Annotated in this window: 11 protein-coding genes; 3 read left to right on the forward strand and 8 right to left on the reverse strand. The window is 67.2% G+C overall.

From position 1 onward, the window contains the following. The first annotated feature begins 18 nt into the window (after positions 1 to 18). The 3 genes from ASE22_RS03665 to ASE22_RS03675 are packed head-to-tail and all read left to right on the forward strand — an operon-like array spanning position 19 to position 4,597. The gene (locus tag ASE22_RS03665; RefSeq protein WP_235536527.1) at positions 19 to 1,050 is read left to right on the forward strand and encodes an efflux RND transporter periplasmic adaptor subunit; all 1,032 of its coding nucleotides are present in this window, start codon (positions 19 to 21) and stop codon (positions 1,048 to 1,050) included. Then, on the forward strand, positions 1,047 to 4,265 hold the full coding sequence (locus ASE22_RS03670) for an efflux RND transporter permease subunit (RefSeq protein ID WP_056355084.1): 3,219 nt from the start codon (positions 1,047 to 1,049) through the stop codon (positions 4,263 to 4,265). The genes ASE22_RS03665 and ASE22_RS03670 overlap by 4 nt, the downstream gene beginning before the upstream one ends. Next, on the forward strand, positions 4,262 to 4,597 hold the full coding sequence (locus ASE22_RS03675) for an ArsR/SmtB family transcription factor (protein WP_056355087.1): 336 nt from the start codon (positions 4,262 to 4,264) through the stop codon (positions 4,595 to 4,597). The genes ASE22_RS03670 and ASE22_RS03675 overlap by 4 nt, the downstream gene beginning before the upstream one ends. Here the strand turns inward: ASE22_RS03675 and ASE22_RS03680 are convergent. The 8 genes from ASE22_RS03680 to ASE22_RS03710 form a co-directional block, all read right to left on the reverse strand. Further along, a complete protein-coding gene (locus ASE22_RS03680) occupies positions 4,594 to 4,974 on the reverse strand; it encodes an ArsR/SmtB family transcription factor (RefSeq protein WP_056355090.1) in 381 nt (126 codons plus the stop codon). The genes ASE22_RS03675 and ASE22_RS03680 overlap by 4 nt on opposite strands. Before the next feature lie 4 nt (positions 4,975 to 4,978). Then, positions 4,979 to 5,629 (reverse strand): peroxiredoxin, encoded by a 651-nt coding sequence (locus ASE22_RS03685; RefSeq protein WP_056356298.1) that lies wholly within the window; start codon positions 5,627 to 5,629, stop codon positions 4,979 to 4,981. 127 nt (positions 5,630 to 5,756) lie between these two features. After that, positions 5,757 to 6,029 carry a PqqD family peptide modification chaperone gene (locus ASE22_RS03690; protein ID WP_056355094.1) on the reverse strand — a complete coding sequence of 91 codons (273 nt, stop codon included), beginning with the start codon at positions 6,027 to 6,029 and terminating at the stop codon, positions 5,757 to 5,759. Between the two features lie 9 nt (positions 6,030 to 6,038). Beyond that, positions 6,039 to 6,956 (reverse strand): hypothetical protein, encoded by a 918-nt coding sequence (locus ASE22_RS03695; RefSeq protein WP_056355097.1) that lies wholly within the window; start codon positions 6,954 to 6,956, stop codon positions 6,039 to 6,041. Beyond that, on the reverse strand, positions 6,956 to 7,882 hold the full coding sequence (locus ASE22_RS03700; protein WP_156397359.1) for a hypothetical protein: 927 nt from the start codon (positions 7,880 to 7,882) through the stop codon (positions 6,956 to 6,958). Before ASE22_RS03700 ends, ASE22_RS03695 begins: the two co-directional genes overlap by 1 nt. 12 nt (positions 7,883 to 7,894) lie before the next feature. After that, positions 7,895 to 8,032 carry a hypothetical protein gene (locus ASE22_RS26635; RefSeq protein ID WP_156397357.1) on the reverse strand — a complete coding sequence of 46 codons (138 nt, stop codon included), beginning with the start codon at positions 8,030 to 8,032 and terminating at the stop codon, positions 7,895 to 7,897. Between the two features lie 99 nt (positions 8,033 to 8,131). Continuing rightward, positions 8,132 to 9,181: a JmjC domain-containing protein gene (locus tag ASE22_RS03705; protein ID WP_156397355.1), complete on the reverse strand. Its 1,050-nt coding sequence runs from the start codon at positions 9,179 to 9,181 to the stop codon at positions 8,132 to 8,134. Between the two features lie 91 nt (positions 9,182 to 9,272). Next, complete coding sequence (locus ASE22_RS03710; RefSeq protein WP_056601698.1) at positions 9,273 to 10,967, reverse strand: ATP-binding cassette domain-containing protein; 1,695 nt, start codon at positions 10,965 to 10,967, stop codon at positions 9,273 to 9,275. Positions 10,968 to 11,185 lie beyond the last annotated feature (218 nt).

Below are 11,185 nucleotides of genomic sequence, written 5' to 3' on the forward strand. Positions count from 1 at the left end.
AAGAGCGAAAGGGTGGCGATGCGCGCGATGACAAAATGGGTCTTGCTTGCAGGCGTATCGCTCGCCCTGGCGTCCTGCGGCGACAGGCAAGCAGCCGACCAGGCGTCCGCACCCCTCCCCGCCGGCGAGTCGCTGAAGCTCGCGGCGAGCGACATCGCCGACATGAAGACGGTGGGCGGTGAAATCACCACCCGCGATTCCGCCGAGGCGCTCGCCCGGATCCCGGGGACGCTCGTCAGCCTTTCGGTTCGCGAAGGCGACATGGTCGAAAAGGGCCAGCGCATCGGCATGATCGTCGATGCGCGCCTCGGCTACGAAACCAGCGCTCACCGTGCCGAGGTCGCCGCCGCGCAGGCCGAGGCGGGGCGCGCGCGCGGCGACCTCATCCGCATCCGGGACCTCTACGACAACAAGGTCTATGCGAAGGCGCGGCTTGACCAGGCGGTCGCCATGTCCCGTGCTGCGGACGCGCAGGTCGCTGCGGCGCGCGCGCAGCAGGGCGCAAGCGCGAGCATCGTCGGCCAGGGTGCGGTCCTTGCGCCGGCGAGCGGCCGGGTGCTGCGCGCCGACGTCCCCGCGGGATCGGTCGTTGCGGCGGGCATGTCGGTGGCGACGATCACCGCCGGCCCTCCCCTTTTGCGGCTCGAGCTGCCGGAATCGCTTGCCGGGCAGGTGCGCAGCGGCGCGCCCATATTGGTGGCCGAGGGCGATCTGCCCGATGGGTCGCGTCGCGGCCAGGTGACCCAGGTCTATCCCGCTGTCGCCGGCGGCCGGTTGCGGGTCGATGCGACAGTGCCCGGCCTGTCGACGCAGTTCGTGGGCAGGCGCGTCGGCGTCTCGATCGAGGTCGGCCAACACCGTGCGCTGGTGGTGCCCCGCCGATTCGTGTCGACCCGCTACGGCATCGACCAGGTCGATGTCGTGACGACCGACCGCCGCCTGAGCGTGGTGCCCGTCCAGGTGGCACCGACTGCCGACCCCGACCGGATCGAGATACTGAGCGGCGTCGCGGCTGGCGACACACTTTTCCTGGCGCGAGCGCGCCGATGAACCTCGGTATCTCCGGCCGGCTGACCCGCGCCACGATCATGTCGCCACTGACCCCGCTGTTCCTGATGGCGGCGATCGCGGTCGGGCTTCTCGCGCTCGTCTCGATCCCCCGCGAGGAGGAGCCGCAGATCAGCGTGCCGATGGTCGACATCCAGGTAATGGCGCCCGGTCTTGCCGCTGCGGACGCCGTCGAACTGGTCGGCATCCCGCTCGAGACGATCGTCAAGAGCGTCGATGGCGTCGAGCATGTCTATACCCAGGCCGAAGATGACGGCGTGATGGTCACGGCACGCTTCCTTGTGGGCTCGGAGCCCGAGGATGCCGCGACCCGTATCGACGAGAAACTCCGCGCCAATTGGGACCGGATTCCGGTCGGCATTCCCGACCCCAAGGTCACGGTGCGAGGCATTGACGACGTCCCCGCGATCGTCCTCACGCTCTCGCCCAAACCCGGCGCGGCCGGCCGATGGAGCGACCAGGCGCTCTACGATCTTGCCACGAAACTGCGCACCGAGATCGCCAAGGTCGACGATGTCGGCCTGACCTTTCTTACCGGCGGCCGGCCGGACGAGATCCGGATCGCGCCGGACCCGGCGAAGCTCAACCGATATGGCGTGCCGCTCGGCAGCGTCATCGAAGCTGCTGGCCAGGCCAACCGCAACTTTCCGGCAGGCAGCATCCGGCAGGGGGGCGAGGCGGTCGCCGTCACGGCCGGCCGCACCCTCTCCTCCGCGCAGGAAGTGGGCATGCTCACCGTGCGCTCCGCCAACGGCGCGCCGGTCTACCTGCGCGACGTCGCCGCCGTCAGCCAGGGGCCGCGCGAGGATCAGTCCCGCGTCTGGCGCTGGGCGCGGCAGGGCGACCGGTGGTCGAGTGCGCCCGCCGTCAGCATCGCCATCGCCAAGCGATCGGGTGCCAACGCCGTGCTTGTCTCCAAAGCCGTCCTGTCCAGGGTCGCAAGCCTCGAGGGTAAGCTCATCCCCGACGGGGTCGATGTCGCGGTCACCCGCAATTATGGCGCGACCGCGAATGAGAAGGCCAATGAACTGCTGTTCCACCTGGCGCTCGCGACCATCTCCATCGTCGTCCTGATCGGCTTTGCGATCGGCTGGCGCGAGGCCGGCGTGACCGCCGTGGTCATCCCCACGACGATCCTGCTAACGATGTTCGCCTCCAACCTGATGGGCTACACGATCAACCGCGTCAGCCTGTTCGCGCTGATCTTCTCGATCGGCATCCTGGTCGACGATGCCATCGTCATGATCGAGAATATCGCGCGCCATTGGGCGATGCCGGACGATCGCAGCCGCACCCAGGCCGCGATCGAGGCGGTGGCCGAAGTGGGCAACCCGACCGTGGTGGCGACGCTCACCGTGGTCGCCGCCTTGCTGCCGATGCTGTTCGTCTCGGGCCTGATGGGGCCCTATATGGCGCCGATCCCGGTCAACGCGTCGGCGGCGATGGTCTTTTCCTTCTTCGTCGCGGTCGTGATCGCGCCCTGGCTGATGCTTCGCTTCGCACGCAAGGCCCTAGCAGATGGTTCGGAGCCTGCCGGCCACGCGCATGATGCAAGCGGCGGCGCGCTGGGCCGGCTCTATGCCCGCGTCGCCCACCGCGTCATCGACAGCCGGGCCTCGGCGCGCAACTTCCTGATCGCGGTCGGCATCGCCACCCTGCTCGCCTGCTCGATGTTCTACTTCAAGGCCGTGACCGTTAAGCTGCTGCCCTTCGACAACAAGTCGGAGCTGCAGGTCGTCGTCGACATGCCCGAAGGCACCAGTCTGGAGGCGACCGGCCGGACGCTTGAGGATGTGGCGACCATCGCGCGCAGCCTGCCCGAGGCGACGGCGATGGAGGCCTATGCGGGCACGTCCGCGCCGTTCAACTTCAACGGCCTCGTCCGCCACTATTTCCTGCGCAGCAAGCCCGAGATGGGCGACGTGATGGTGGCCTTGCTGCCCAAGGGCGAACGCGACCGCTCGAGCCACCAGATCGCGCTTGCCCTGCGCGAGCAGATCAAGGCGCTGAAGCTGCCCGACGGAGCGTCGATCAAGGTCGTCGAGACGCCTCCTGGCCCTCCCGTGCTCGCGACCCTGTTGGCCGAAGTATATGGACCCGATGCGCAGACCCGGCAGCGGACCGCGACCGAACTGGAAAAGATCTTCCGCTCGGTCCCCTATATCGTCGATGTCGACAACAGCTTCGGCCAGCAGCGCCCCAGACTGCGTCTGGTCCCGCAGCGCGACCGCATCGACTATTATGGCCTCTCCGAAGGTCAGGTCGCCGACAGCGTCGGCGCGCTGATGGGCAACCGAACGGTCGGCTACGCACCGCGCGGACAAGGCCGCACGCCGTTGCCGATCACCATCGCCCTGCCGCAGTCGGCACGGCGATGGTCGCAGACGCTGGCCGGCACGCCGGTCGCGGCGACGCCGGGCGGGCAGCTGATCGAGCTCGGCGCGGTCGTGGACGCGCGCAGCGAACGGGGCAGTCCGGCGATCTTCCGGCGCGATGGCCGCTTCGCGGACATGGTGACGGCCGAGCTTGCCGGCGAATATGAGGCCCCGATCTACGGAATGCTGGCTGTCGACACGGCGGTCGACGCCCATGACTGGGCGTCCGAGGGCCTGGCCAAACCGATCGTCCGCCTCAACGGCCAGCCCGAGGACGAGTCGGTCGCCTCGCTACTATGGGATGGCGAGTGGGAGATCACCTGGGTCACCTTCCGCGACATGGGCGCGGCGTTCATGGTCGCCTTACTCGCCATCTACATCCTGGTCGTTGCGCAGTTCCGCAACTTCTGGCTGCCGCTGGTGATCCTGACGCCGGTACCCCTGACGCTGGTCGGTATCGTCATCGGGCACATGCTGTTCTCGGCGCCCTTCACGGCCACCTCGATGATCGGCTTCATAGCGCTCGCCGGGATCATCGTGCGCAACTCGATCCTGCTGGTGGATTTCATCCGGCACAGCGCGACGCCGGGCAAGCCGCTGCGCGACGTGCTGATCGAAGCCGGCACGATCCGATTCAAGCCGATCGTGCTGACGGCTGCGGCGGCGATGATCGGCGCGGCGGTCATCCTGACCGATCCGATCTTCCAGGGCCTTGCAATCTCTCTCCTTTTCGGCCTTGCTTCCTCGACCCTGCTCACCGTTCTCGTCATCCCGGCGATCTATGTCGTGTTGCGGGACGATGGGAAAAGCGCGACACGATGATGGGCTCGGACGCCGCCGAAATCCTTCGCGAGCGTGCAACCGAGGTCGCGGGGCTGCTCAAGCTCGTGGCCAACGAGCAGAGACTGGTGCTGCTCTGTCGCCTGCGCGCGGGCGAGGCGTCGGTCGGCGAACTGGTCGAACTCTGCGGCCTGTCGCAATCGAGCGTCTCCCAGCATCTGGCAAGGATGCGCGAAGGCGGACTGGTCAGGACCCGCCGCGAGACGACGACCATCTTCTACAGCATCGCCGACCTGCATGTGGATGCCCTGATCGGATTTCTCTGCGATGATTTCGGTTCCAAGGTGGCGGAGCACCATCCGCCGGCGCGCTAGAGAATCTTCGCGAACATCGCTGCGGACCCACGGGCGCGCCTGGACGTCGGCTGCCCGGTCCGATGCGCCGCCTCGCCCGGCGCCAGATTGGCAAGGCCGCCCAGGAATCGGACGACGACGTCCAGCGCGTCCGCCGCGACGCTGTAATAGACCTGCTTCGCGACGCGGCGCGTGGAGACGAGTTCGGCCTTCCGCAGGACGGCGAGTTGTTGCGAGAGCCCGGGTTGGCCGATGCCGGTCAACGCCTCGAGCTCGCCGACCGATTTTTCTCCCTGGGTAAAGATCGTATCGACAAGACGCAGCCGGGTCTCGTGGCCGAGCGTGCGCATCGCCTGCGCGATCGCCTCGATCTGCGCATCGGATAGCGGGTCACGCATGGGATCAGCCCCCCTTTCGATCGGGACGGGTCCTGTGGAACCAGCGAGGATCCTCGACCTCCTCGAGGAGTGCGGCCTGGTCGGGATGCGGCGGCAGGAGGACGTCGTCACCGGGGTGCCAGCCTTCGGGGGTCACGACATTGTCGGTGTCGACCCGTTGCAGGGCGGCGAGCACCCGCAGCATTTCGTCGACCGAGCGGCCGATAGTAGCCGGATAGCAGATCGTCGCCCGGATGATTCCTTCCGGATCGATGAAATAGGTCGAGCGCATCGTCGCCGCGTCCGGCGACCGGTCGGAGATCATGCCATAGGCGCGCCCGATGATCAGCGAGGGATCTTCGACGATCGGGAAGCCGACTGTCACGTCGAACGCGTCGCGAATGGCCTTGATCCAGCCCAGATGCGAATAGAGGCTGTCGACGGAAACCGCCAGCAACGCGCAATCCAACGCATCGAAACGATCGACCGCCCGCGACAGCGCGACAAACTCGCTGGTGCATACCGGCGTGAAATCCGCGGGATGGGAAAACAGCACCAGCCAGCGCCCGCGAAAGTCGGACAGGCTGACCGTACCCATCGTGGTTCGCGCCTGGAAATTAGGCGCGGGATCCCCGATCTGCACCATGGGGGCCAAATCGGCGATAGTGGCCGTCATCTCGGTCATTGGGTCTTCCTGTCGGTACGCCGAACCAAGCTCGTCGCAATTGATTACATAATAGATGTAAGCAATGGATTACCCGTAGGAAAGTCTCGCGCAGCTTGCAGCGCGGCGTTTACCTCGCTCAGCCAGCCGCAGACGAAAGCGAAACGGCCTGGTGTTTCACCAAAGCTTGCAGAAATGCCTCGACCTCCGTGCGGCAAAGGTCGGGGTGCACGTCGAAGTCCTGCATGAGGCGGTCGCACAGCGCGGAAAGGCTGATCGGTTGTGCGATCAGCTCCCAGATCCGCGAGCCGATCCGCGACAGGCTCAGATAATTTCCGGTCTCGGTGCTCATCATCACGCTTTGCGAACCGATCACGGCGCTCAGCCACTCACCCTGCCTGTGTATCAGCATGTCGTTCTTTCACATCGATACGCCGCGCGAAGCGGTCTGCGCCCAATGCGCCTCTAACATGGATGCGGTCTGCCGCAGCCCCGAAATGCCGCGCCGACGCTCCAGCGAAAACATGCCGACATGGCCGATGATCCTGGCGCTGGCCTCGAAATAGCGCGCCGCCTGCCCCAGCCGCCGCACCAGCGCCGGCCGATGGGCGTTGCGTTTCAGCTGCCGCAGTGCCTGCGGCATTTCGAGCGGCACGATACGATCCTGCACTATGGCGTCGGAATGCAGCAGATAGATTCCCTGCAGCGGCAGCGCATCGGCCAGCGATTGCGATGGCGGGCTTACATAGCTCTTGGACGCGCCGAGCACCGCGCCGCGCTGCCGTCCCCGCAGGGTCAGAGCGTCGATCGCCTCGTCGCTCAGCTTGAGCTGGCGGGCATCGGCGCTGACACAGGGATATCCCGTCGCGTCGAACCTGATGCACGCGACATCGTCGCTGATCGTGGGATAGCCCATGGTCGACAGCGTCGCCGCCAATGTCGATTTTCCCTCGCCGGACGCGCCGCAGAACAGCATTGCCCGGCCATCCACCTCGGCGGCGCTGGCATGGAGCACCACGCAACCGCGCTGGAGGAGCAGCATGCCCATCACGCTGCCTTGCAGATAGGCCGCGGCCCTCGCTGCGGGTGCGCCGGCCTCTCGGTCAAAGGTGATCCTATCGCCATCCGCGAGCAGAAACCGCCCGACGCCGGAGACCCGCAGCAGGAAACGGCCCTCTGCCGCATCCCAGTGCCGGGCCGAGACGAGCGGATGCTCCAGTGCTGGCGCGACGGCACCGCGGCGTATCACCACCTCGGGAAGCCCCTCGTCGAGCGGCCAGGCTCCCGGCAGGATGATGTCCGAGGCCACGATCAACCCACTGATCCGGTACAGCTGCATTATGCGGCGCGCCGAACGCGGAGCGCCTCGTACATCGGATCGAGCGTCTCGCGCACGATCGATTGCACGGCCAAAGGCACAGGTGCCCGATCGTGCGGCATGAAGGGAATGCCGGTGCGTGCATCCAGCCGGGCAACATCCTGCATCCGCGCCAGCGTCACGCTTGTCAGGTCCATCCCCAGCACCGCCGCCAGGCCGGGCCAGTCGGGCTCGCGCAGGTCGCGATAATCGAGGATTTGCATATCGCGATCGACGAATGCCGTCGCCCCTAGAAAAGCGAGTGCGACCCGGCGCACCACCCAGTCCGCTATATGTTCGGGCCGCTTGGGACATCCCGCTGCGGGCCTGCCGAGATTGGATCCCACGACCTCCACCGGCCGGCGCTGGAGCCACAGGATCGGCGTGCGCGGAAAGGCGCGCCGGATTTGGGGGAGGAAGCGTGTGGCCTGGCTGTTCAACTTGAGCACATAGCGCTGCGCGTCCGGCCGGCGGCGTCCCTGCAGGCGAACGACGGCTTGCAGGACCGGCCCGATCGGAGCGTCCAGCATGCCCGCCAGATGATGCTCCAGCAGTCTCAGCAGGATCCGGGGCTCCGAGACGAGGATGCTGCCTTCCTCCGCGGTGGCCAGTCGTGCCAGCAGCGTCGATCCCGCGCGTGACGAATGGGCGATGATCAGATCGGGATCGAGCGCCGGATCGAGCACCGGCAGCGCCGACAAATCCGTGCGCACGGCATCCGTCGCGCCACGGCGGCGCCAGGCATCGGTCGTGCGGCTGAAAAAGGGGGCATTGCGGGCGTAGCCACGCAGATCGGCCCAGACGAGGGGCGATTGCGCCGCCCCGTCAAATGCCACGGGCGTCCAATCCAGGAGATTACGGCCCGAGGAGGGAGCAAGTTTCGGTGCGCCGGAACCGTCCGGAATCACGCGGGAAGTGCCTTAACTGTGGGTGTGATCGTCGCTCCCGTAATAGGCCGTGGCCTCCTTGATCGCCGCCGCAACGACCCGTGGCGTTTCCCACGGCTCCTTATCGGCGATCGGCGATTGCGGAGCCCCATCATCGTCCTTGACCGTCATGCCTCGCCCCTCTCGATGTTCCTGATCGAGATTAAGATAGGGGCCCGGTGCTGTCCACCGAAGATCCTGTCGTTGTGCTCGCTACGCCCCGCACCGCCACTAAATAGCTATGGATATCAGGGACTCCCGCGCCAACTGTTCCAGCGCGCCGGCGTAATCGCTGTCGTAAAAATCCACCGCCAGGGCGTGCGCCAGAGCCTCGGCCGGAAGGGGATCGTTCAGGGTCAGTTCGGTGAGCGCACGGCGCGCCAGATGCGACAGCCGGATCCGCTTCTGGCCGATCAGCAGCAGGGCTTCTCCCGCCTCTCCGGCCACCAGATCCAGCCGCCGCCGCAATGCCGAGACGAGCATATCCCCGGGGCCGATGGTGACGCCCTCGGGCCCAAGCATTCCCAATGGCGCAAAGGACTGGAACGGCCTTTCCACATCCTGATCCGCGAGAAAGGTCGCGATCGTCATGTCCTCGACCAACCCATGCAGCGCCGCCTTCAGTTCCTGCTCGCGCAGGGTCCGGCCTTTCCCCGTCAGCGTTGGTCCGACGCCCCGGCGCAATATCTCCACGTCCGCCGCTTTGGTCGCAAGCCAACGTAGGACGTCCGCGCCGGTCGGCTCATTGAGTCCGAAGGTGAGGTGCACCGACGGACGGCCGAGAGGAACGGCGGAATGGACCTCCCCGCGCGGCAGGAACAGCAGGTCGCCGGGGGTCATGTTTCCCTCCCAGATCGGATCGGCAACCGCGGGGCGACTGCCCCGCACCGGAGATTCGAACGGAATGCCGAAGCGGCTCCAGCGCTTGGCGCCATGGAGTTGCAGGACCAGTACGTCATGCGCATCGCAATGCGGCGGAAAGGCCGAGCCCGCGCCGAAGGTGAGATAGCAATTGACGCCGACCCGGCTGCGCAGCGCGCGCTCCAGCACCGCGCCCAGCCGTCCGATCCCGGGGACCAGCATGTCGATCGAATTGATCGCCATGGTCGCCCCCTGTGCGGCGAGATTCTGGACCAATTCGGGGCGCGGCCGGCCTTCGCGATCGCAATAGACCGCCTGCGCCAGTTCATTGCCGTCGACCACGATCCGGAAGTGTCCGCGGGGCATAAGATTGCGCCCCACGAGGGTTTCGATGGTGCTCCACGGCAGCAGCGCGGGCATGTCGCCGGCGCGGTCCACCGGCAGATGCCAGCAGGATTTGCTCTCCACCGCGGCCAGGAAGGGTTCGCGGCCAGCCGGGGTCAGCAGATCGTCAAGCGTCAGAATGATCGGGCTCCTCGTACAACGCGTCCGACACCACGCGTCCGTCGGCGATGGTGATATGCCGGTCGCACCATGCCAGGCTTTCTGTGCGGTGCGCGACCATCATGATCGTCGGACGGGGGTCGAGAGCCGACAGCCGCTTCAGCAGCACCGCCTCCGCCGCGATGTCGATCGCATTGGTCGCTTCGTCCAGGATCAGCAGCCGCGGCCTGCGCAGCAGCGCGCGGGCGATGGCCAGCCGCTGCCGCTCGCCGCCGGAAAGCGCCAGCCCCCCTTCCCCGATCACGGTGTCCAGCCCCTCCGGAAGCTGCGCGACGAGCGAAGCGATACCCGAGAGCTCCAGCGCCTCCACGATCTCGCGCTCGTCGGCGATCAGGCCGCCCCACAGGAGGTTGGCGCGGACCGTGGCATGAAAAAGCAACGGATCCTGCATCACATAGGCAAGACCGTCGCGCCACGCGGGCAGAAGGGCCTCGTCGAGCGGCTCGCCGCCCACCGTGATTTCTCCCTGCCGGGGCCGCAGGATTCCCGCCAGCAGGTCGACCAATGTGGTCTTGCCCGCGCCGGATGCGCCCTTGACGCCAAGGAAACTCCCGGGCGGCAGGGTGAGTGTCACGCCCGTCAGGCCCTCGCCCCCCGGATGACGAAAGCCCACGTCGCGAAACGCGATCGGCCCCTCCGGGACGGGCCTGTGGGGGGAGACCGGCGGTGAAACCGCGACGAGGTCGGCGGCGAGCGATCGAAATGCCTCGATGGCCGGCGCATTGAGGAAGAACTGGCGAACGGACAGGTTCAACCGGCTGAGCGGATGGCTCATCCGGGCCAGGATGAAGAGGATCGGGATCAGCAAGGCGGGCGACAGCGCCAGTTCCTCCAGGCCGAACCAGATCAGGCCGGCGCCGGCGATCGCCGGAAACAATCCCATGGCCAGCGCGATCCGCATCCGCGCCCGCCGGCGACGACGGCCACTGTCGCGCATCTCGGCCTCGATCCCGTCGAACTCGTGCAGGAAGGCCAGCCGGACGTTCTCGGCATAGGCCGGCTTCAAACCGGCCAGGAAATTGCCGGCAATCGCGGTCAGATAGGTTCCGACACGGCCGGTCCCCGTCCCTTCCTCGCGACCCGTGCGCGCGAAGCCGGGAAGGCTCGCGACGCTTGCGAGCAGGCCGATCGCCAATGCTGCCAGCGCCATTTTCGGCGCCAGCGCGAGCGCCAGAAGCCCATGCACCAGCAGGGACGCGAGCGCGATGGCGCCCTGGGCCACCGCGACCAGCGCGGCACGCACGCGACCGCTCTCCGTGCCCAGCAGGGTGAGGATGGTCGCGCGCGGCACCCGCGCGGCCCGCGACCACGGCGCCCGCGCGAGCGCGCCCAGGAGATCGCTGCGCTGGCGCGCGACGAAATCGCCCTGCAGATCGTCGATCAAGGCATCGCGGGCATAGAGGACGGCGGCGCGCAGCAGCATGACGATCACGAACCCTCCCAGCAGCATCGCCAGCTGCGCGGCAGGGGTGACCGCGCCGAACATCGTCGGGATTCGCGCCAGCCAGGTCTCCAGGCGACCGCCGCCGCCGATCCCGGTCGCGACATGCAGGATCGGGATCAGCATCACCAGTCCCGCACTCTCCAATACGCTGCCGGCCACGATCAGGAGGGCAGCCCCCGCGCTGCGGCGCCCCGCCACCGGCCGGAAGGCGCGCGCCAGATGGTGCAGCGATCGTGCGGCGGAGCGAATTTCGGCTGAAGCCCGTATCAAATGATGCCCGTCCCGGCACGCTGCCGATGCTGTCAGGCCGTTGGCGCCCGAGTCCCCACCGTCGTACAGCCATTGCCGCGCAGGAGGGAATAGCGGCGGTGACCCTCGCCTTTTTTCCGGGCCGGGTTAGAAGCGGACATGTTCAG

This window comes from Sphingomonas sp. Root720, from assembly GCF_001428605.1.
Lineage (GTDB): Bacteria > Pseudomonadota > Alphaproteobacteria > Sphingomonadales > Sphingomonadaceae > Rhizorhabdus.

Coding starts and splice junctions, on each gene's coding strand:
- ASE22_RS03685 (WP_056356298.1), bottom strand. CDS start 5,629: ATGACGGCCACTATCGCCGATTTGGCCCCCATGGTGCAGATCGGGGAT.
- ASE22_RS26635 (WP_156397357.1), bottom strand. CDS start 8,032: ATGACGGTCAAGGACGATGATGGGGCTCCGCAATCGCCGATCGCCGAT.
- ASE22_RS03670 (WP_056355084.1), top strand. CDS start 1,047: ATGAACCTCGGTATCTCCGGCCGGCTGACCCGCGCCACGATCATGTCG.
- ASE22_RS03680 (WP_056355090.1), bottom strand. CDS start 4,974: ATGCGTGACCCGCTATCCGATGCGCAGATCGAGGCGATCGCGCAGGCG.
- ASE22_RS03690 (WP_056355094.1), bottom strand. CDS start 6,029: ATGCTGATACACAGGCAGGGTGAGTGGCTGAGCGCCGTGATCGGTTCG.
- ASE22_RS03695 (WP_056355097.1), bottom strand. CDS start 6,956: ATGCAGCTGTACCGGATCAGTGGGTTGATCGTGGCCTCGGACATCATC.
- ASE22_RS03705 (WP_156397355.1), bottom strand. CDS start 9,181: ATGCCCGCGCTGCTGCCGTGGAGCACCATCGAAACCCTCGTGGGGCGC.
- ASE22_RS03675 (WP_056355087.1), top strand. CDS start 4,262: ATGATGGGCTCGGACGCCGCCGAAATCCTTCGCGAGCGTGCAACCGAG.
- ASE22_RS03665 (WP_235536527.1), top strand. CDS start 19: ATGCGCGCGATGACAAAATGGGTCTTGCTTGCAGGCGTATCGCTCGCC.